At 75.2% G+C, this 23,395-nt stretch carries 2 protein-coding genes; both read right to left on the reverse strand.

The window, feature by feature from the left end:
- Nucleotides 1–3: 3 nt before the first annotated feature.
- Nucleotides 4–14,670, reverse strand: coding sequence for an amino acid adenylation domain-containing protein (locus ACFVYI_RS09245; RefSeq protein ID WP_387882623.1), 14,667 nt, complete (start codon nt 14,668–14,670; stop codon nt 4–6).
- Nucleotides 14,670–23,390: an amino acid adenylation domain-containing protein gene (locus tag ACFVYI_RS09250; RefSeq protein ID WP_387882625.1), complete on the reverse strand. Its 8,721-nt coding sequence runs from the start codon at nt 23,388–23,390 to the stop codon at nt 14,670–14,672. The genes ACFVYI_RS09245 and ACFVYI_RS09250 overlap by 1 nt, the downstream gene beginning before the upstream one ends.
- Nucleotides 23,391–23,395: the final 5 nt, after the last annotated feature.

Below are 23,395 nucleotides of genomic sequence, written 5' to 3' on the forward strand. Positions count from 1 at the left end.
CCTCTACGGGTTCTCGCGCAGCCGCTGCGCGAGGATGCGGCCGATCTCGGCGATCGGTCCGGTCCTGGTCAGGTCGTCGTGCCGGGCGGCGACGGGGTGGCGGGCGATCCCGCCGGTGACGTGCGGGTGCCAGGCCGGGGCGTCGGGGGCGCCGTCGGCCTTGCCCTCGGTGGCGACGAACAGCAGCGCGTCACCGCGGAACCCGCCGGGGACGTGGGCCGCGGCGATGCGCGCGTTGTTCTCGAAGACCCGGTGCAGGGCCCGGACCCGCTCGGCGTCCAGGCCCGCGAGGACGCCGCCCTGGCGGGCCAGCAGGTCGGCGACGCGTTCCGGGTCCTCGGCGGCGTCCGCGACCACCACCGGGTCGTAGCCGGCCAGGTCGAGCATCCCGGCCAGGAAGTCGCGCTCCGCCATCACGTCCCTCCCGGGCGCGCGACCGGCACCGGGCGCGGGGAAGGAGTCGAGCAGGGTCAGCGAGCCGACCTCGTCGCCGGCGTCCTGGAGCCGGACGGCGACCTCGTGCGCGACCAGGCCGCCGAACGACCAGCCGAGCAGGTGGTAGGGCCCCGCCGGCCGCACCGAGCGGATCTGCGCCAGGCACTGCGTCGCGACGTCCGCGACGCTGCCGGGCAGGTCGGTCCCGCCCGTCAGGCCGTCGGCCTGCAGCGCGTACACCGGTCGCCCGTCGGGCAGGTGGCGCAGCAGACCGGCGTACGACCAGCCGAACCCGCCGGCCGGATGGACGCAGAACAGCGGCGGCAGGTCCCTCCCGGTGTCGCTGCCGGTGCGCAGCGGGAGCAGCGGCTCGAACGCGTCGCGCTCGCCGCGCTCGCCGAGACGCCCGGCGAGCCCGGCGACGGTCGGGGCCTCGAACAGCGTGCGGATCGCGAGCTCGGTGCCCAGGGTGTCGCGCACCCGGCTGATCAGCCGGGTCGCCAGCAGCGAGTGCCCGCCGAGTTCGAAGAACCCGTCGTCGATGCCGACCGACGGCAGCTCCAGCAACTCGGCGAACAGTCCGCACAGGACCTGCTCGACCGGGGTGCGGGCGGCCCTGCCGGCCGGGGCCGCGGTGCGCGCGGGCGCCGGCAGCGCGGCGCGGTCCAGCTTCCCGTTCGGCGTCAGCGGCAACGCCGCCATGACCACGAACGCCGACGGGACCATGTAGTCCGGCAGCACCGCCGCGACGTGCGCCCCCAGCTCGGCCGCCGCCGGCGCGGCGACGCCCGGCGCCGCGACGACGTAGGCGGCCAGGCGCCTGTCCCCCGGCACGTCCTCACGTGCCAGCACCACGACCTGGATCAGCGCCGGGTGCCGGGCCAGCACCGCCTCGACCTCGCCGGGTTCGACCCGGAAGCCCCGGATCTTCACCTGCTGGTCACCGCGGCCGATGAACTCCAGGAAGCCGTCCGCGCTCCAGCGGGCGAGGTCCCCGGTGCGGTACATCCTGGACCCGGGCGCGCCGTAGGGATCCGGGACGAAGCGCTCGGCGGTCAGGGCGGCGCGGGCGACGTACCCGTACGCCAGACCGTCGCCGGCGACGTGGATCTCGCCCGGGATGCCCGGCGGCACCGGCCGCAGCGCGCCGTCCAGCACGTAGACGCGCTTGTTGGCGATCGGGCGGCCGATCGGGACGGAGGCGCGGGCCGCGTCCGTCCCGGTGATGTGCCGGGTCGTGGTGTAGCCCATGCTCTCGACGGGCCCGTAGCCGTTCAGCAGGGCCAGCTCCGGATGCTCGGCCATCGCCTTGGCGATGTGCGGGACGGACAGCGCCTCGCCGCCGACCATGGCCTGCCGGACCGACTTCAGGGCCCGCGATCCCTCGTCGACCATGACGTTGAACAGGCCCGGCGACAGTTGGAGGGTGACGACGCCGTGCGCCGCGGACAGCTCCTCGATGCGGGACAGCTCGGGCGTCTGCCCGGGCTGCACGACGCACGATCCGCCGAACAGCAGCGCCGAGAAGACTTCGAGCGCGAAGGCGTCCCAGGGCACCGGCGAGCACTGCAGGCTGACCATCTCCGGGCCGAAGTCGGTGTAGTCCGGGCCGACGTACGTGCCGACCAGCGCGCGGTGCGGGGTGACGACCCCCTTCGGGCGGCCGGTGGATCCGGAGGTGAACATGACGCACGCCAGGTCGTCGGCGCCGACCGGCAGCCCCGGCGCGGACGCGGGGCGGCCCGCGATCGCCTCGGCGTCGGTGTCCAGCGCGACGACCGCCACGCCCGGCGCCGCGAGGGCGGCCGCCGGCCCGCTCGTGCTGACGAGGACCGGGGCGGCCGACTGTCGCAGGACGTCCCTGATCCGCTCCGCCGGGTGCGTCGGGTCGAGCAGGGTGTAGGCGCAGCCGGCCTTGAGCACCGCGAGGAGTCCGACGATCAGCTCGGTGCCGCGGTCGACGTACACGCCGACGATGTCGCCGCGCCGGACCTTGCCCGTCCCCAGCAGGTGGTGCGCCAGGCGGTTGGCGGCGTCGTCGAGTTCCGCGTACGTCAGCGTGACGTCGCCGAAGAGCACGGCCGGGGCGTCCGGGGTGCGCAGGCGCTGCGTCTCGAAGAGCCGGTGGACGGTCGCCGCGGCCGGCCGCACCGCCGGTGCCGCGCTCCAGGCCCCGAGGACCGTGTCGCGCTCGCCGGGGACGAACAGGTCCAGCGCCCCGATCGGCAGGTGGGGATCGGCGCACACCGCCTCCAGGACCCGCACGAGCCGGGCCGCGAGCAGCCGGACCGTCGCCGCGTCGTACAGATCGGCGTCGTACTCGATCTGCCCGTCCAGGCCGGACCTGTCCCGGCCCTCCCGGACGCTGACCGAGAGGTCGAACTTCGCCGACGCGTTGCGGACCGGTTCGCCGCTCGTCTCCAGACCGGCCGGTGACGGCTGCGCGCGCCGGTCGCTCTGGAAGGTGAGCGCGACCTGGAACAGCGGGTGCCGGGACAGCGACCGCGCCGGGTTCAGGAGCTCGACCAGGCGCTCGAAGGGCAGGTCCTGGTGCGCGTAGGCGGCCAGGTCGGTGTCGCGGACGCGGCCGAGCAGGGTCCGGAAGTCGGGATCGCCCGAGAGGTCCGTGCGCAGCACCAGCGTGTTGACGAAGAAGCCGACCAGATCGTCCAGGGCGCTGTCGACGCGTCCGGCGATCGGGCTGCCGATCGGGATGTCCGTCCCCGCGCCCGCCCGGGCGAGCAGCACCGCGAGCGCCGCCTGCACGACCATGAAGACGCTGACGCGGTTCCCGGCCGCCAACGCGGCGATCTCCCGGTGCAGTTCGGCCGGGATCGCGAGCGGGACGGCGCCGCCCCGGTGCGCGGAGGAGGCGCCTCGGCGCAGGTCCGGCGGCAGCGTCGCGAGCTCCGGCAGTCCGGCCAGCGCTTCGCGCCAGTAGGCGATCTGGCGCGCGACCGGGCTCTGCGGATCGGCCTCGTCGCCGAGGACCTCCCGCTGCCAGAGCGCGTAGTCGGCGTACTGGATCGCGGCCGGGTCGACCACCGGGACGCGACCGGCGAGCCGCTGCGCGTAGGCCGTCTCCAGCCCCGCGGCCAGCGGCGCCGCCGACCAGCCGTCGGCGGCGATGTGGTGCAGCACGACGAGCAGCACGTGCTCCTCGGCGCCGAGCCGGAACAGGTGCGCGCGGATCGGCACGTCGGTGGTCAGGTCGAAGCCCCTGGCGCCCTCGCGCGCCAGCGCCTCTTCGAGCCCGGCCGGGTCCACCTCGACCGGCGGCAGCGGCAGGTCGACCGTGGCGGCGTCCAGGACGAGCTGGTACGCCTCGCCGTCGGCCTCCGGGAAGACGGTGCGCAGGCTCTCGTGCCGCCGGACGAGGTCGTGGACCGCCTGCCCCAGTGCCGTCACGTCGAGGGGCCCGCGCATCCGGGTGGCCATCGGGAGGTTGTAGGCCGAGGCCGTGTCGCCGAACCGGTTGAGGAACCACAGGCGGCGCTGCGCGAACGACAGCGGTACGCGGGCGGGGCGCGGCATCGGGCGCAGGGCCGCACGCGCCGCGCCGGCCGTTGCCAGCGCCCGGGCGAGCCCCGCGACGGTCGGTGTCTCGAACAGGGCGCGCAGCGGCAGTTCGGTGCCGAAGACGTCGCGGACCCGGTTGACGACGGTCGTGGCCAGCAGCGAGTGTCCGCCGAGGGCGAAGAAGTCGTCCTCCGGTCCGACGGCCGCCAGCCCGAGCACGTCGGCGAACAGGCCGCAGAGGATCTCCTCCTGCGGGGTGCGGGGGGCGCGGCCCGACGCGTCGGCGCCGAAGTCCGGAGCGGGCAGGGCGCCGCGGTCGAGCTTGCCGTTGGCGGTCAGCGGCAGGGTGTCCAGGAGGACGACCGCCGCGGGGACCATGTGGGCGGGGAGCCGGTCCGCGAGGTGGCGGCGCAGCTCGGCGGCGTCGACGTCCGGCGCGACCGCGTAGGCGACGAGCCTCCCCCAGCCTCCGGCCGGGGGGACCTCCACGGCCCCGGGGCGGTCCTCGCGCACGACGACGCGGGCCGACCCGACGCCGGGGTGGTCGGTGAGCGCTGCCTCGATCTCGCCGGGCTCGATGCGGAAGCCGCGCAGCTTGACCTGGTCGTCGACCCGGCCCTGGTAGACGAGGCGTCCGTCGCGGGTCCACCTGGCCAGGTCGCCGCTGCGGTAGAGCCGCGAACCGGCCGGTCCGAAGGGGTCCGCGACGAAGCGTTCCGCGGTCAGCGCGGCGCGGCCGAGGTAGCCGCGGGCCAGTCCGTCGCCGGCCAGGTACAGCTCGCCGGTGACGCCCGGCGGCACCGGGTTCAGCGCGTCGTCGAGCACGTACAGCCGCGCGTTGGCCTGGGGGCGGCCGATCGGCACCGGTCCCGGTGCCAGGACCGCGCCGGGCTCGATGCGGTGCTCGGCGCAGTTGACGGTCGCCTCGGTCGGGCCGTAGGTGTTCAGGACCGTCACGCCGGGGTGGCGTTTGCGCCACGGCGCCAGGGCCTCCGCGGTCAGCGCCTCGCCGCCGACCAGCAGTTCGCCGCTCGGCGAGAAGTCGTCCGGCAGCGCGTCGAGCATCGGCAGGTGGCTCGGCGTGCACTTGAGGAAGGTGGTGGGCGTGCGGTGCTCGGCTGGCACGGCGGCGTACTCCTCCTCCGCGAGCCCGCTGACCAGGACGCGGCCGCCGGTGGCCAGGGTGGTGTGGAGCGCGGTCACGGTGAGGTCGAAGGAGACCGGCGTGTGCAGCAGGGTCGTGCCGCGCGAGCTGCGGTACTCGGCCGTCGTCCAGTGCAGGTAGTCGACGACGCTGCGGTGTTCGACGACGACGCCCTTCGGCCTGCCGGTGGATCCGGAGGTGTAGATGACGTAGGCGGGGTTGCCCGGCCGCAGCGGGCGGACCCGGTCGGTGTCCGTCGGGTCGGCGCAGGCCCCGTCGGCGACGGCGCCGACCTCGGTGAGCACGACGGCGGGCCGCGCGTCTTCGAGCATGAAGTCGATGCGCTGCTTCGGCAGCGCCGGGTCGATCGGCAGGTAGGCCGCGCCGGTCTTCAGCACCGCGAGCAGCGCGGTCACCAGCTGCGCCGACCTCGGCATCACCAGCGCGACGACGTCCTCCGGTCCGATGCCGCGCGCGATCAGCGTCCTGGCCAGGTGGTTGGCACGGCGGTGGAGCTCGCCGTGGGTGAGGACGACGTCCGGCGCGACGACCGCGATCGCGTCCGGGGTGCGCGAGGCCTGCGCCTCCAGCATCCCGGGGACGGTCCCGTCCGGCGGGACCTCGTGCGAGGCGGCGTTCCAGCCGCGGAGGATCCGGTCGGTCTCGGCCGGCGAGAGGATCCCGATCCGGCTGATCGGCCGCTCGGGCTCGGCCAGCGCGCCGTCGAGGAACCGGACGAAGCGCGTGAGCAGGCCTTCGACGGTCTCGCGGTCGAACAGGTCGCGGCGGAACCGGATCGTGCCGTCGATGCCGTCCGGCCCGCCGGCCGCGGTGTGCCGCTCGGACAGGTCGAAGGCGAGGTCGAACTTGCACGTGCCGGCTTCGACCGGCTCGATCGAGGCCGTGACTCCGGGCAGTTCCAGCTCGGCCGGCGCGGCGTTCTGGAACGCCAGCTCGACCTGGAACAGCGGGTGGCGGGCCGTGGACCGCGCCGGGTTGAGCGCCTCCACCACGCGTTCGAACGGCACGTCCTGGTGGGCGTACGCGGCGAGGTCGGTCCGCCGGACGCGTTCGACGAGCGCGCGCAGGCCCGGGTCCCCCGAGGTGTCGGTCCGCAGGACCAGGGTGTTGACGAAGAACCCGACGAGGTCGTCGAGGGCCTCGTCGGTGCGCCCGGCGATCGGACTGCCGAGCGGGATGTCGGTGCCGGCGCCGAGGCGGGTGAGCGTCGCGGCCAGCGCCGCCTGCACGACCATGAAGACGCTCGCTCCGCAGGAGCGTGCGAAGTCGGTGACGCGGCGGTGCAGACCGGCGGGCACCGCGACCGGGACCGCCCCGCCGGTGTGGTCGGCGACGGGCGGCCGCGGCCGGTCGAAGGGCAGCTCCAGTTGCTCGGGCGCACCGGCCAGGGCTTCGCGCCAGTGGGCCAGCTGGCGGGCGATCAGGCTCTGCGGATCGGCCTCGTCGCCGAGCAGTTCACGCTGCCACAGGGCGTAGTCGGCGTACTGGACCGGCAGCGGCCGCCGGTCGGGGGCGGCGCCGTCCAGCCGGCTGCGGTAGGCGGTGGCCAGGTCGCGGGCCAGCGGGGCCATCGACCAGCCGTCGGTGGCGATGTGGTGCATCACCAGGAGCAGGACGTGGTCCTCGGGGCCCTCCCGCAGCAGGTACGGCCGGATCGGCAGGTCCTGCGCCAGGTCGATGTGCGCGGACACGGCTTCGGCGACATCGGTGATCTCGGGGACGGCGATCGGGCCGGGCGGCAGCACGAGCTGGGCCGGGACACCGTCGACCTCCCGGAAGACCGTGCGCAGGCTCTCGTGGCGTTCGACGACGTCCGCCAGGGCCGCGACGAGCGCGGGAACGTCGAGGCCGCCGCGGAGCCGGAGGGCGACCGGGACGTTGTAGGCGGTGGTGGCCTCCAGGCGGTCGATGAACCACAGGCGGCGCTGCGCGTAGGACAGCGGGAGCGGGTCGGGGCGTACGGCCGGGCGCAGCGCCGGGCGCGCCGCGCCGGCCGAGCCGATGCGGGCCGCGAGCCCGGCGACGGTCGGTGCTTCGAACAGCGCCCTGATCGGCAGCTCGGCGCCGCACACCGACCGGATCCTGCTGATCAGCCGGGTCGCCAGCAGCGAATGGCCGCCGAGGGCGAAGAAGTCGTCGTCGACGCCGACCCGCGGGGCGCCGAGCACCTCGGCGAACAGGTCGCACAGGGCGGCCTCGTCGGCCGTGCGCGGTGCCCGGAAGGCCGTGTCGGCGGTGTAGTCGGGCGCGGGCAGCGCGCGGCGGTCCAGCTTGCCGTGCGCGGTCAGCGGCAGCGCGTCCAGGAGCACGAAGGCCGACGGGACCATGTGGTCCGCGACGGCGCCGGCGAGGTAGGCGCGCAGCCGCGCGGCGTCGACGCCGTCGGCGACCAGGTACGCGACCAGCCGCTTGTCCCCCGGCCGGTCCTCGCGCACGACGACGGCCGACCGGGCCACCTGCGGATGCCGGTCCAGCGCGGCCTCGATCTCCCCGGGTTCGATGCGGAACCCGCGGACCTTGACCTGGTCGTCGGCGCGGCCGACGAACACGAGTGCGCCGTCCGGGAGGCGGCGCGCGATGTCGCCGGTCCGGTACATCCTGGCCCCCGCCGGGCCGAACGGGTCGGCGACGAAGCGCTCCGAGGTCATCCCCGGGCGCGCGAAGTACCCGCGGGCCAGGCCGCTGCCGGCGATGTGGACGTCACCCGGGACGCCCTCCGGAACGGGACGCAGCGCGCCGTCGAGCAGGTGGACGCGCATGCCGTCCAGCGGCCTGCCGATCGGCACGGTGTCCGGCACGTCGTCCCCGGACCGCATCGGGTGGTGCGTCGCGAAGACCGTCGTCTCGGTCGGGCCGTAGCCGTCGGTGACGATGGTGTCCGGGCAGGCCTCCAGCACGCGGCGCACCGCCTCGGCGGGCACCACGTCACCACCGGTCCGGACCTCGCGCAGCCCCGCGAAGCACTGCGGCTGCTCCTCCGCGAGCAGTCGGAACAGCCCCGAGGTGATCCACAGTCCGGTGATCCGGTGGTCGGCCAGCCGGCGGGCGAGGAGGGCGACGTCGGGCTCGCCGGGGGGCGCGACGACGATCTCGCCGGCGTTGAGCAGGGGCGGCCACCACTCCAGCACCGAGGCGTCCCAGGCATGCGGCGAGTGGAACAGCACGCGCTCCTGGCTGCCGCTCCGCCAGCAGCGGTCGTCTGCGAACTCCGCGATGTTGCGGTGCGTGAGCCCGACTCCCTTGGGCACCCCGGTCGAGCCCGAGGTGTACATCACGCACGCCTGCTGCTCGGGGTGCACGGCGGGCAGCTCGACGCCGGCCGCGTCCTGCGGGTCGTCCAGGTCGTCCAGGTCGACGACGAGGGTCCGCCGGCCGAGGCTCGCGGCGAGGTCGAGCCGTCCGGCATCGGTGAGCACGAGCACCGACTCCGTCTCGTCGGCCATCAGCCGGAGCCGGTCCTGCGGGTGGCGGGCCTCCAGCGGCAGGTAGGTGCCGCCGGCCTTGAGTACGGCCAGGACGGAGACGATCAGCTCGACCGAGCGTTCGAGGAGCACCGCGACCCGGCTCTCGGGTGCCACCCCCAGCGTGACGAGGCGACGGGCCAGCCGGTCGGCGGCCCGGTCGAGTTCGCGGAAGGTGAGCGTCCGTCCGCCCTCGATGCCCACTGCGGGGCGGTCGGCCGCGGCCGGGTCGGCGGCGACCCGCGCGAAGCGCCCGGTGACGGTCGACGGGCCCGGCGACGGGCGGTGCGGCGTCCACGGCCCGAGCAGTCGCCGCCGCTCCTGGTCGGTCAGCAGGTCGACGGCCCCGACGGCCGGGTCGCCACCGTCGACGAACAGGTCGAGCAGTGCGTCCAGGCGGGCGAGGAACGCACGGGCCGCTGCCGCGTCGACCGCTGCCGCGTCGTGGTCGAGGTGGATCCGCAGCGAGGCACCCGGCATGACCGTGAGGGTGAGCGGATAGTGCGTGGCGTCGATCGCGGAGACGGCGGTGGTGCGCAGCCGCGCCGTCCGCGGGAGGTGCTCCGGGTCCAGCGGGTAGGTCTCGACGACGGTGAGCGTGTCGAACAGCTCGCCGTGCCCGGTGCCGCGCCGGATCTCGGTCAGGCCGAGGTGGTGGTGCGCCATCAGGTCGGCCTGCTCGCGCTGGAGGCGGGTCAGCAAGGCGCCCAGGCGCTCCGCGTGGTCGAGCCGCACCCGCACCGGCAGGGTGTTGATGAACAGGCCGATCATGCCCTCGATGCCGCCGACCTCCGGCGGGCGCCCGGACACCGTGGCGCCGAAGACCACGTCGTCGCGGCCGGTGGCCAGCGACAGCAGCAGCGACCACAGGCCCTGGACGAGCGTGTTGAGCGTGATGCCGCCGGCCCGGGCGCGTTCGAGGACGGCGGCCGTCCGCTCGGGGGTCAGCGTCAGGACGAGACGCTCGGGCACCGCCGCCGTGCGGGTCGCGCCGGACGCGGCGACCAGGGTGGGCTCCTCGAAGCCGTCGAGTGCGGCGCGCCACGCGTCGTGCGCGGCCGCCGGGTCCTGCCGGGCGAGCCAGGACAGGTAGTCGGCGTAGGCGGTGACCGGCGGCAGCGCGCGGTCGTCGCCGTCGCTCTCGTAGAGGGCGAACAGCTCCTGCGCGAGGATCGGCATCGACCAGCCGTCGAGCAGGATGTGATGGTTGGTCAGGACCATCCTGGTGCCGCACACCAGCGCGCGGACCAGCGGCGGGGCCGCCAGGTCGAAGCGGGCGGCCCGGTCCTGCGCGAGCAGGCGGTCGTAGTCGTCGGGGTCGGCCTCCCGCACCGGGAAGCCCACCCGCCCCGGTGGCAGCACGCACTGCACCGACTCGCCGCTCGGCGTCCGCCGGAAGGCGGTGCGCAGGTTGGCGTGGCGCCGCAGCAGGGCGTCGCCGGCGACGCGCAGCCGGTCGGCGTCGACCGGGTCGGCGAAGTCGAAGACGATCTGGACGGTGTAGACGTCCCGCGCGTCCTCGTCGAACAGCGCGTGGAACAGCAGGCCGTCCTGGAGCGGCGCCAGCGGCAGGATGTCCTCCAGCCCCGGCTCAAGGGCTTCGAGGTCCTCGATGTCCTGCTGGGTGACCTTCACCAGCGGCACGTCCGACGGCGTCCGGCCGCCCTCCGGCACGGCGTGGGCCAGCTCGGTCAGTGACCTGGTCCACGCCCGGGCGAGGTCACGGACCTCGTCCTCGCCGAGGATGTCCCCGGGCCAGGAGAAGGTGGCTCGCAGCGTCGGTCCGTCCGGTCCGTCGAGCACGAACGCGTTGACGGACAGGACGTGCGGCACCGGCATGTCGGCGTCCGCGCCGCCACCGAGGCCGCCGACCAGGGACCACGGCTCGCCGGCACCGCGGCCGACCGACAGCCGCCCGAGGTAGTTGAAGCTGACGCGGGGGCCCGGCAGCTCCGCGAGCGCCGGTGCGGTCTGCGGGTTGAGGTGGCGGAGCAGGCCGTGGCCGAGGCCGTGGCCGGGGGCCGCGCGCAGCTGTTCCTTGATCCGTTTCAGCGCGGCGGCCGGACCACCGGTGCCCGGGTCGAGCCTCACCGGGTGGATCTGCGTGAACCATCCGACGGTGCGGGCCAGGTCGGCCGGAACGCCGATCTCCTCGCGGCCGTGGCCTTCGAGGTCGACGAGCAGGTCGCCGCCGACGGCCAGGGCCAGGGCCGTCAGCAGGACGTCGTCGACCTTGGCGTGGAACGCGGCCGGGATCGTGGTGAGGAGGTCCGCGGCGGGGATCGTGATCTCCAGCGAGTTCACCGCGGCGACCGTGTCGCGCCGCGGGTCGAGGTCGCGACCGCCGAGACGGGTGCCGGCCCCGGTGAGCGTCCGGAGCCAGTACGGGAGCTCGTCGGCACGCCTTCCGGCCTCCTCGACCAGGAGCCCGGCCCAGGTGCGCAGCGACGTCCCGACCGGCTCCAGTGCCGTACCGGCGACCGCCGCGGCCAGGTCGGGCAGCAGGATCCGCCAGGACACCCCGTCCACGGCCAGGTGGTGCGCGGCGATCAGCAGCCGGCCGGACCGCCCGGGGCCGGCGTCGAGCCAGGTCGCCGCGAGCATGACGCCGGCTTCGGGTGCCAGGCGCCGGCGGGTCGACTCGGCGCGGTCCGCGACCAGCTCGTCCAGGTGGTCGTCGTCGGCCGCAGAGGCGTCCACCCGCTCCAGGACGGAGGCGGTGTCCACGCTGCCGCGGGCCGCCACGCTCAGCGCCCAGGGCGCGTCCGACGGCCGGGTGAGCCGCAGCCGCAGTGCGTCGTGGTGGTCCACCACGGTGGCCAGGGCTCCGGCCAGGACGTCGAGGGTGAGCCCGGGCGGGGTGAGCACCGTGGCGCTCTGGCAGAACCCGTCGACCGGGCCGGACTGCCCGGCGAGCCAGTGCACCACCGGCAGCAGGTCGACCTCGCCGGTCCCGGCGCTCCGCTCCTCGGTGACCGGGGCGGTACGCGTCGCCACCCGGGTGCTCAGGCGCGCCACCGTCCTGGCCTCGAACACGTCGCGCGGTGTGAACCGCAGCCCGGCCGCCCGGGCCCGGCTGACCAGCTGGATCGAGATGATGCTGTCGCCGCCGAGTTCGAAGAAGCCGTCGTCGACGCCGACCTCGTCGAGGCCGAGCACCTGCGCGAAGAGCTCGCACAGTGCCGCCTCGACGGCGTTCGACGGCGCTCGACCCGCGCGCCCGGCGACCGCCGTCGGTGCCGGCAGCGCCCGCCGGTCGATCTTCCCGCCCGGGGTCAGCGGGAGCCGGTCCAGGACCTCGATCGCCCACGGGACCATGTACTCCGGCAGCCGGGCGGCGAGGTGGTCGCGCACCGCGGCCGGGTCCGGGCTCGCGCCGTCGGCGGCCACCAGGTAGGCGGCCAGCCGCTTCACGCCGGGGCGGTCCTCGCGGACGGCGACGACCGCCTGTCCGACGTCGGCGTGCGAGGTGAGCGCCGTCTCGATCTCGCCGAGCTCGATCCGGAACCCGCGGATCTTCACCTGGTCGTCGGAGCGCCCGCAGTAGACCAGGGTGCCGTCCTCGGTCCGGCGCGCCAGGTCGCCGGTCCGGTACATCCTTGTCCCCGCTGGGCCGTACGGATCGGCGACGAACCGGTCCGCGGTCAGGCCGGGCCGGCCGAGGTAGCCGCGCGCCAGCCCGGCGCCGGCGATGTACAGCTCGCCGACGACGCCGACGGGGACCGGGCGCAGGCTCGCGTCGAGGACGTGGACGCGGGTGTTCACGACCGGCCGCCCGATCGGCGGGGCACCGTCGCCGACGATCGGATCGCTGGTCGTGGCCATCACGGTGGCCTCGGTCGGTCCGTAGGCGTTGACCATCCGGCGCCCGGGGGCCCAACGCGCCACCAGATCGGCGCCGGCCGCCTCGCCGCCGACGATCAGCGAGCGGAAGCCCGGCAGGTCGGCTCCCCTGATGCCGGCCAGGGCCGCCGGGGAGATCAGGGCGTGGGTGATGCGCAGCCCGGCCAGGACGTCGGCCAGGTCCTGCCCCGCCAGCGTCCCCGGCGCCGGGACGCACAGGCACGCGCCGGCGGCGAAGGTCATGCAGACCTCCAGGACGGAGGCGTCGAAGCTGGCCGAGGCGAACTGCAGGACCCTGCTGTCCGCGGTGACGTCGAAGCGCTCCAGTTCGGCCGCCGCGAAGCCGGGGATCCCGGCGTGGGTGACCACGACGCCCTTGGGACGCCCGGTCGAACCGGAGGTGTAGATGACGTAGGCGGGGTGCGACGCCAGCAGCGGCGCGCGGCGGTCGGCGTCGGCGAGGTCGGCGTCCGAGGCGGCGGCCAGCTCGGCGGCGAGCGCCGGTCCGAGCACCAACCGCTCGCCGGCGGGGGCGAGTCCGGCGGTCTCGGCCGTGGTGATCACGAGGATCGGCGCGGCGTCCCCGATCATGAGGTCGACGCGCTCCCGGGGGTAGGTCGGGTCGACCGGCAGGTAGGCGGCGCCCGACTTCAGGACGGCGAGCAGCGCCACGATCAGGTCGGTCGAGCGCGGCAGCGCGAGGGCGACGATCGTCTCGGGCCCGGCCCCGCGCGCGACGAGCAGCCGGGCCAGCCGGTTGGCGGCGGCGTTGAGTCCGGCGTAGGTGAAGGTGTCCGGGTGGCCGGTCAGGGCGATCGCGTCGGGGGTGGCGGCGGCCCGCGTCTCGAACAGGCCGTGCATGGTCGTGCCCGGTACGTCGGCGCAGGTGTCGTTCCAGCCGTGGAGGAGCTGTCCACGCTCGTCCGCGGGCATCGCGTCGAGCCGGCCCACCGGCACGGTCGGGTCGGCGACCAGGGCGCGCAGCAGGGTCTCGAAACGCCCGGCCAGCCGCTCGGCCGTCGTACGCCCGACGAGGTCGGCGCGGTGGTCGAGCAGCACCCGGATCCGCTCGCCCGGCATCACCACCAGGGTGACCGGGTAGTGCGTCGCGTTGTTCGCCTCCTCCAGGGCGACGTCCAGCCCGGCGACGGGGGCGCCGGAGACGTCCGGGAACGTCTCGACGACGGTCAGCGTGTCGAAGAGTTCGCCGTGCCCGGTGAGCCGCTGGAGGTCGGCCAGGCCGACGTGCTGGTGGGCCAGCAGCCGGGACTGCTCGTCCTGGATCCGCTCCAGGAGGCCGCCGACCGGCTCCGCCGGGTCCAGGCGGACCCGCACCGGCAGCGTGTTGATGAACAGGCCGACCATCGTCTCGACCCCCGCCACCTCCGGCGGGCGCCCGGACACCGTGGTGCCGAACACGACGTCGTCGCGGCCGGTCATGAGCGACACCGTCAGGGCCCAGGCCCCCTGGACCAGGGTGTTGAGGGTCAGGCCGCGCTCCCGGGTGAAGCGCTGGACGGCGGCGCCGGTCGCGTCGTCGAGGTCGAGGGTGAGGCGCTCGGGCACCGCGGCCGGTCGCGCGTGCGCCGCCGGGGCCAGCAGGGTGGGCCCGTCCACGCCGTCGAGGGCCGCGCGCCAGGCGTCCAGCGCGGCGGGGCGGTCCTGGCGCCCCAGCCAGGCCAGGTGGTCGCGGAAGGGTGTGACCGGAGGCAGCGCGGTGTGCCGCCCGCCGGCCGCGTAGTGGGCGAAGAGCTCCTGGGCGACCAGCGGCATCGACCAGCCGTCGAGCAGGATGTGGTGGTTGGTCAGCACCAGGCGGTGCAGCCGCGGCCCGAGCCTGACGAGCAGCGCGCGCAGCAGCGGCGGACGTCCGGTGTCGAAGCGCCTGACCCGGTCCTCGGCCAGCAGGCGCCGCGATTCGGCGTCAGGCGTGGCGTGTCCGCTGAGGTCGACGACCTCGAAGGGCATCTCGACGTCGGCCGCGACCACCTGGACCGGCTCGCCGTTCTTGCGTCGGCGGAACCCGGCGCGCAGGTTCGGATGGCGCTCCAGCAGGGACTTCGTGGCCCGGCGCAGGCACCCGACGTCGAGGTCGCCCGCCAGCCGCAGCACGAACTGGACGGTGTAGACGTCGTCCGCGCCGTCGTCGAACAGCGCGTGGAAGAGCATGCCGGACTGCACGGGAGTCAGGGGCAGGACGTCCTCGAAACGCGGCTTCCTGGTCTCGCTGGTCTCGGACTCGGTCATCAGAGGTCTCCCCACTCGGTGTCCAGCTCGTCGGCCAGCTCGTCGATCTCGTCCTGGGTGATGGCGACCAGGTCGAGGTCCGACGGCGTGTAGCCGCCGCCGGAACATCCGGCGAGGGCGGTCAGCGCGGCGGTCCAGGCCGTGGCGACCCGCCCGACCTCGTCGCGGGTCAGCAGGTCGGCCGGCCAGGCCCAGGTCGCCGAGAGGGTCGGGCCGTCCGGGCCGTCGAGGGTGACGGCGTTGACCTCGATCGCGTGCGCCACGGTCAGGTCCGGGTCGGCGCCGCCCCCGATGCCTCCGATCAGCGACCACCCGTCCGGCGAGTTCCGGCCGGCCGACACGCGGCCGAGGTAGTTGAATCCGATCGGTGCGGCCGGGAGTTCGGCCAGCGCCGGGCCGGCCTCCGGGTCGAGATGGCGCAGGAGTCCGTAGCCGAGGCCGCGGCCGGGGACGGCGCGAAGCTGTTCCTTGACGTTCTTCAGCGCGGTGTCCGGCGCCTGCGAGCCCGGCACCAGGCGGACCGGGTACAGCGTCGTGAACCAGCCCACGGTCCGCGACAGATCGGTCGGCGTGCCGAGTTCCTCACGGCCGTGGCCCTCCAGGTCGACGAGCGTCTCCCCGCCGAACGCCAGCGCCAGCGCGGTGAGCAGCACGTCGTCGACGCTCGCGTGGTACGCCTCGGGCAGCGTCGTCAGGACGGCCTCGGTGACCGGCACCGGCACGTGCACGGTCAACGATTCGAGGGTCGCCACCGTGTCGCGCCCGTCGACGGCCCGCGCGGCGACGGCGGTCCGCGGGCCGGCCAGGGTGGCCCGCCAGTGGGCGAGCTCGCCGCGGCGGTCCTCGCCGGCCAGCAGCGACGCCCAGGTCCGCAGTGACGTGCCGACCGGCGCGAGCGCCTCGCCGGCGACCGCAGCGGCGAGGTCGGGGATCAGGATCCGCCAGGACACCCCGTCGACGGCGAGGTGGTGGATCACCAGCTCCAGCCGCGAGCCGTCCCACCTCGCCGCGAGCATCCGGCCGTCCTCCGGGGCGAGGTGCTCGGCGGGGTCACCGTCGGTGAGCCCCACCACGACCGTGCCCCGCTCCCGCACCACCAGCCGCCCGCCGGAGTGGCTCAACCGCAGGGCGTCGTGATGGTCGACGAGCGTGTTGAGCGCACCCGTCAGCACCTCGGCGGTCAGCCCGCTCGGGGTCGACAGCGTCACCGACTGGCGGAAGCCGCCGATCGGCCCGGGCTGCTCGATCAGCCGCCGCACGATCGGCAGCGGGACGACCTCGCCCGTCCCCGCGTCCGGGTCCTCCGCGGCGATCGCGGCGGCCCGGCCGACCCGCTCGGCCAGTCGCGCGACGGTCCTGGTCTCGAAGACGTCGCGGGGCGTCAGGACGAACCCGGCCGTCCGCGCCCGGCTGACCAGCTGGATCGAGCTGATGCTGTCGCCGCCGAGGGCGAAGAAGCTGTCGTCGACGCCGACCGCCGGCAGGCCCAGCACCTGCCCGTACAGGGCGCACAGCGCCTCCTCCACCGGGGTGCCCGCGGCGCGGCCGTCCGACGGGGCCGCGGACGGCGGTGCGGGCAGGGCCCGGCGGTCGAGCTTGCCGCTCGGCGACAGCGGCAGGTCCTCGACGGGCACGATCACCGAGGGCACCATGTGCTCGGGCAGGGTCGCGGCGAGGTGCTCGCGCAGGGCGTCGACGTCCACCGCCGCGCCGGCGCGCGGGACGACGTAGGCGACGAGCCTTCCACCGCCGGGGCGGTCCTCGCGCACGACCACGGCGGCCCGGCCGACTCCGGCGAACCGGGTGGCGGCGCTCTCGATCTCGCCGGGCTCGATCCGGAATCCGCGGATCTTCACCTGGTCGTCGCAGCGTCCGGCGTACAGCAGCACGCCCTCGTCGGTCCACCGGCCCAGGTCACCGGTGCGGTACATCCTCCCCGTGCCCGGCGGTCCGTACGGGTCGGCGACGAAGCGCTCGGAGGTGAGGCCCGGTCGGTTCAGATAGCCGCGCGCGAGCTGGACGCCCGCGAGGTACAGCTCTCCGGTCACCCCGGGTGCCACCGGTCGCAGGGCACTGTCGAGGACGTAGACGCGGGTGTTGGCGACCGGCCGCCCGATCGGCACCGACTCCCCAGCGTCGTGGCGCACGCATTCCCAGTGCGTCACGTCGACCGAGGCCTCGGTCGGGCCGTACAGGTTGTGGAGCGCGACCCCGGCGAAGAGCGAGTGGAAGCGCGTCTGCGCCTCGACCGGCAGCGCCTCGCCGGAGCAGATGACGCGGCGCAGCCCGGCGCAGGCCGCGGCGCTCGGCTCCAGCAGGAAGGCCTGGAGCATCGACGGCACGAAGTGCACCGTCGTGACGCGCTGCTCCTCGATCAGCGCGGCGAGGTACGCCGGGTCCTTGTGGCCCTCGGGCTCGGCGACGACGAGCGTCGCGCCGGTCATCAGGGGCCAGAAGAACTCCCACACCGACACGTCGAACCCGGACGGCGTCTTCTGCAGCACGCGGTCGGCCGCGGTGAGCCCGTACGCGGACTGCATCCAGCCGAGGCGGTTGACGATGCCGGCGTGCGGGACGACGACGCCCTTGGGCCGGCCGGTCGAACCGGAGGTGTGGATGACGTAGGCGGGGTGCGCCGGCAGCAGCGGGCCCCGCCGCTCGGCATCGGTGACGTTCGACTCCGGGTAGGCCCGCAGGTGGTCGGCGAGCACCGGATCGTCGAGGCGGATCCGGTCGCCGCCGTCGACGAGGCCGTCGGTGTCGGCGGTGGTCAGGACGAGCACCGGGGCCGCGTCCGCCAACAGGTGGTCGATGCGCTCGCGCGGGTGGCCGGGGTCGATCGGCAGGTAGGCGGCGCCGGACTTCAGGACGGCGAGCAGCGCGACGACCAGGGCGGTGGAGCGCGGGAGCGCCACGCCGACGATCGTCTCCGGGCCCGCGCCGCGCGACACCAGCAGGCGGGCCAGCCGGTTGGCGCGCCCGTTGAGCTCGCGGTAGGACAGCGATTCCGAGGCGAAGACCACGGCCTCGGCCTCGGGGGTCCGGGCCGTCTGCTCCTCGATCAGTCCGGGGAGCGTACCGAGGGGCAGCCGGGCCCCGGTGGCGTTCCAGCGGGCCAGGACGGTGTCCCGCTCGGCCTCGGTCACCGTCTCCAGCCGCCCGACGCACGGGTCCTCGCCGCTCAGCAGCGTGCGCACGAGCGCCTCCAGCCGCCCGAGCAGGAGCCGCGCGTCGTCGACGGCGACCCGGCCGGGGTGGTGATCGAGGTGCAGCCGCAGAACCGGGCCGGGGACGGTGACGAGCGCGAGCGGGTAGTGCGTGGCGTCCCGGACGGTGATCTCCCCGACGCGCAGGCCGGCCACCTCGGGGAGGCCCGCGGGATCCAGCGGGTAGGTCTCGACGACGGTGAGGGTGTCGAACAACTCGCCCTGGCCGACGGCCCGCTGGATCTCGGTCAGGCCGAGGTGGTGGTGCGCGAGCAGGCGCGACTGCTCCTGCTGGATCCGGGTCAGCAACGCGCCGAGCCGCTCGGCGGGGTCCAGGCGCACCCGGACCGGCAGGGTGTTGATGAACAGGCCGATCATGCCCTCGACGCCGGGCAGCTCGGCCGGCCGGCCGGACACCGTCGTACCGAAGACCACGTCGTCGCGGCCGGTGGTCCGGGACAGGAGCAGGGACCACAGGCCCTGGACGAGCGTGTTGAGGGTGACGCCGTGTTCCCGCGCGCAGCGCTGGACCGCTTCGCCGTCCAGCTCCAGCGTGAGGCGGTTCGGGACGGCGACTTCCGAGCGGCCCGGGGCGAGGATCGTGGGCTCGTCGACGCCGTCCAGGGCCGCCCGCCAGGCGGCGGTGGCCGCGGCGCGGTCCTGCCGCGACAGCCAGGCGAGATGGTCGCGGTAGGGGGCGACGTCGGGGAGGTCGGCGCCGGCGTAGTGGGCGAACAGCTCCTGCGCGAGCAGCGGCATCGACCAGCCGTCGAGCAGGATGTGGTGGTTGGTCAGGACGAGGCGGTGGCGGTCCGCCGCGTCGCGCACGAGCAGGACGCGCAGCAGCGCGGGGGCGGCCGGGTCGAAGCGGCGGGTGCGCTCGGAGTCGATCCGGGCCGCGTCGGTGGTCGTGGTGAACTCGACCGGGGCGGTGGGCAGCACCACCTGGACCGGCTCGCCGCCGTCGCGGTGCACGAACGCCGAGCGCAGGTTCGGGTGCCGCTCGACGAGCCGCCGCACCGCGCCGCGCAGCCGGCTCTCGTCGAGTTCGCCGAGCAGCTCGAAGACGAACTGGACGGTGTAGACGTCCTGTTCGTCGAACATCGCGTGGAACAGCAGCCCCGCCTGCAGCGGCGTCAGCGGCAGCACGTCCTGCGGCGCCGGGAACCGCCGCTCCAGTTCCTCGATCTCGCCCTGCCCGACGGCGACCAGCTCGAAGTCCGAGGGCGTGTGCCCGCCGGCCTCGTCCGCCAGCGACGTCAGTGCCCGGACCCAGCGCTCGGCGAGGACGGCGGCGCCGGCCCCGGTCCAGGTCGCCGACAGGACGGCGCCCCCGGGCCCGTCCACCGTGGCGGCGTTGATGTCGAGGGCGTGCGCGCCGGGCGCGCCACCGGACCCCATGGCGGTCACGGACCAGGGCCGGTCGGTGTCGCCGGCGATCCGGCCGAGGTAGTTGAAGGCGACCCGCGGCTGTGGGCACGCGGCGAGCCGCGCGGCCGTCTCCGGATTCAGATGGCGCAGGAGTCCGTAGCCGAGTCCGTCGCCGGGGACGGCGCGCAGCTGCTCCTTCACCCGCTTCAGCGGGCCGCCGTCGAGCAGGACGGGGTGCATGGCGGTGAACCAGCCGGTGGTGCGGGACAGGTCCACCGACGGGTCACCCGGGTGCCGGCCGTGGCTCTCCAGACTCACCAGGGTCGGGGTGTCGAACGCCATGCCGAGCGCGGTCAGCAGGACGTCGTCCGGATCGGCGTGGAACGCCGCCCGGACACCGGCCACCAGGTCGGCCGCGACCGTCACCGTGACCGACCCGGACTCGCCGGCCGGGGCGGCGGCCCGCTCACCGGAGAGCACCTCCAGCCAGTACGGCAGTTCGGCCGCGCGGCCGGGCGAGCGGGCCTCGTCGAGCATCCTCGCGGACCACGTCCGCAGCGAGGTGCCGATCGGCTGGAGGGGCGCACCGTCGACGGCCGCGGCCAGGTCGTCCAGCAGGATCCGCCAGGAGACGCCGTCGACCGCCAGGTGGTGCACGGCCATCAGGAGCCGCCCCGGCCGCCCGGCGCCCGCGTCGAGCCAGGCCGCCGCCGTCGTCCGGCCCTGATCCGGTGCCAACGCGGCGCGCAGCGAGGCCATCCGGTCCTCGGCGATCCGGTCCAGGTCGGGGCCGCGGACCTCGATCCGGGTGAGCGTGTCCGCGGGATCGACGGTTCCGCGCGGCGCGACGGACAGGGTCCACGCGCCGTCGCCGCTCACTCCCCTCCTCAGACGCAGCGAGTCGTGGTGGTCGAGCAGCACGCCGAAGGCCCGGGTGAGCGCCTCGAACGTCAGCCCGGCCGGGGTGGTGACCACGACGGTCTGGCAGAACCCGTCGATGTCGTCCGGCTGCCGGGCCGCCAACTGCTGGGCGAGCCAGTGCACGACCGGCAGGAGCTCGACCTCGCCGGTCCCGGCGTCCCGGTCCTCGACGACGCGGCCGGCACCGCCGACGGCGACGCGCGGGACCAGCCGGGCGACCGTCCTGGCCTCGAACACGTCGCGCGGGGTGAAGAGCAGCCCCGCCGCGCGGGCCCGGCCGGCCAGCTGGATCGCGACGATGCTGTCGCCGCCGACGTCGAAGAAGCTGTCGTCGATGCCGAAGTCCGGCACGCGCAGCGTCCGCGCGAACAGCTCGCACAGCGTCCGCTCCAGTTCGGTGCGCGGTCCGCGGCCGCCCGCCGCGCCGGCGTAGTCGGGGGCGGGCAGGGCTCGGCGGTCGAGCTTGCCGCTCGGGTTCAGCGGCAGCCGGTCGAGCACCACGACGCCGGCCGGGACCATGTACCCGGGCAGGCGGTCGGCGGCGTACTCGCGCAGCCGCGCCGCGTCCGGCCGCGCTCCGGCGGCCGCCACGACGTAGCCGACCAGCTGCCTGACCCCGGGGCGGTCCTCCCGCGCGACGACCGCGACCCGGGCGACGTCCTCGTGCGCGGCCAGCACCGCCTCGACCTCGCCGAGTTCGATGCGGAAGCCGCGGATCTTCACCTGGTCGTCGGTGCGCCCGATGCAGACCAGCTCGCCGTCCGCGGTCCACCGGGCGGTGTCACCGGTGCGGTACATCCGCGATCCGGGCGGCCCGCTCCCGGCCGGGGCGAAGGGGTCCGCGACGAAGCGCTGGGCGCTCAGCCCGGGACGCCCGAGGTAGCCGCGCGCCACCCCGGCCCCGGCGATGTAGAGCTCGCCGACCGCGCCGACCGGGACCGGACGCAGACTCGCGTCGAGCACGTAGGCGCGGGCGTTGGCGACGGGACGCCCGATGGGGGGCACCGCGGGGCGCTCGCCCTCGGAGAACCAGAACGCCGAGTAGACCGTCGCCTCGGTCGGTCCGTAGATGTTCGCGATCTCGGCGCCGTCCACGGCGGCGGCGATGTCGTCCACGGCGCGCGCGGACAGACCCTCGCCGGCCAGCACCACGACGTCGGCCGCGGTCTTGACCTCGCCGTGGGACAGCAGTTCGGCGAACGCCGACGGCACCCCGCTGATCAGGCTGCCCGACCAGCCGCCCTCCGGCAGTTCGGCGAGCGCCAGCAGATCGCGCACGACGTCGATGCTGCCGCCGCAGGTGAGCGGGGCGAACACCTCGAAGACCGAGACGTCGAAGTTGAGCGAGGTCGCCGCCAGCACCCGGCTCAACTGCTGCTCGGTGAAGGCCTCGTGGGCCCAGCGAACCAGGTTGACCGCGTTGGCCTGGGAGACCACCACGCCCTTGGGCGTGCCGGTCGAGCCGGACGTGTGGATGACGTAGGCGGCGTGGTCGGGCAGCAGCGGGCCCCTGCGCTCGGCGTCGGTGAGGTTCGCCCCGGACAGGCCCGAGAGGTTCCCGGACACGGTCGTGCCGTCGAGCACGAGCACCGGTCCGGCGTCCGCGAGCATGAAGTCCCGGCGCTCGCGCGGGTGGTTCGGGTCGATCGGCAGGTAGGCGGCGCCGGACTTCAGGACGGCGAGCAGCGCGACGACCATCTCGGCCGAGCGCGGCACGGTCACCGCGACGAGGTGTTCGGGCGCCGCGCCCTCGGCGACCAGCCGTCGGGCCAGGCGGTTGGCGCGCGCGTTGAGCTCGGCGTAGGTCAGGGACGTCCCGCCGTGGGTGACGGCGGTGCGGTACGGGGTGCGCCCGGCCTGGGCCTCGAAGAGCGCCGGCAGCGTGGTCGCGGGGGCGGCGAGCGCGGTCGCGTTCCAGGTGACGAGCACCTGCTCGCGCTCGGCTCCGGTGACCGCGTCGACCCGGCCGACCAGCCGGTCGGGCTCCGCGGTGAAGGCGTCCAGCACGGCCAGGAACCGGTCCTGGTGGGCCGCGAGCGACCGCTCGTCGTAGCGGCCGGGGTTGCCGCCGAACTCGATGTCGAGGGCGCCGTCCCCGGCGCGGCCGTCGACGACGACGGACAGGTCCTCGACCGGCCCGCCGGCCAGGTTGGCGACGGTGGCCCGGCTCCCGGCGAAGTCCAGGACGTGGTCGAGCATCACGATGTTGAGCTGGGGGCCGAGCAGGCGGTGGTCGGTGCCCGGCAGACCGAGGTCCCTGGAGAGTTCGTCGAAGGGGTAGCGCTGGTGCCGCAGCGAGGCGTGCAGTTCCCTGGCGCCCGCCGCGACGAGTTCGGTGACGCGCTGCGCGGGGTCCACCGCCAGGCGCAGCGGCACGACGTTCGAGACCATGCCGGGGATCCCCCGGCCGTCGCCGCCCGGCCGGGCGGCGACCGGCAGGCCGAGCAGCACGTCGTCGCCGCCGGCCGCGCAGTTCAGGTAGGCCGCGGTGGCCGCGACCACGGCGGCCGGCCATCCGACCCCCGCCTCACGGGCCAGGCCGCTCAGGCGCCGGCTCGACTCGGAGTCCAGTCGGACGGTGCGCCGCACCAGCTCGTGCGGCATCGCGGCCGTGCGGTCCGAGAGGTCGGGCGCGGCGGGCAGATCGGCGTAGCGCCCCGTCCAGTAGTCGCGGTCGCGGGCGTGGCGGGGGGAGCGCCGGTACTCCCGCTCCAGCTCGACGAGCCGCGACAGCGGTCCGAACGCGGCCGGTGCGGGGGTCGCGCCGCGCAGGAAGGCGGAGTACAGCTCGGCGACGCGGCGCTCGATCAGGGCGATGCTCAGCCCGTCGACGAGCAGGTGGTGGTAGCGCTGGTACCAGACGTGGCGGTCGTCGGCCGTCCGGAGGAGGGCGAAGCGGAACAGCGGGTCGGTGCGGGGGTCGATCGCGCGGGTGTGCTCGGCGTGCATCCAGCGGTCGGCGGCGCCGTCGTCGTCGACGCGGACGACGGCGAGGTCCCAGTCGACGGTGTCGCGGACGATCTGGAGCGGGGCGTCGTCGGTGCCGACGATCCGGATCCGCAGCGCGTCGGTCTCCGCGACGACCCGGCGCAGGGCGCGTTCGAGGACGCCGGCGTCCACCGGGCCGTCGATGCGCACGCACTCCGCGAGGTTGTAGACGGGATTGCGCGGGTCCAGGCGCTGCGCGAACCAGATCCCGGACTGCGCCCGCGTCAGGTTCATGGCGT

This window comes from Kitasatospora sp. NPDC058218 (assembly GCF_042882445.1).
In the GTDB taxonomy this organism is placed as follows: Bacteria; Actinomycetota; Actinomycetes; order Streptomycetales; family Streptomycetaceae; genus Kitasatospora.

What these genes read in the sequence shown, in the direction of transcription:
- ACFVYI_RS09250 (WP_387882625.1), bottom strand. Translation starts at nt 23,390, where the DNA reads ATGAACCTGACGCGGGCGCAGTCCGGGATCTGGTTCGCGCAGCGCCTG.
- ACFVYI_RS09245 (WP_387882623.1), bottom strand. Translation starts at nt 14,670, where the DNA reads ATGACCGAGTCCGAGACCAGCGAGACCAGGAAGCCGCGTTTCGAGGAC.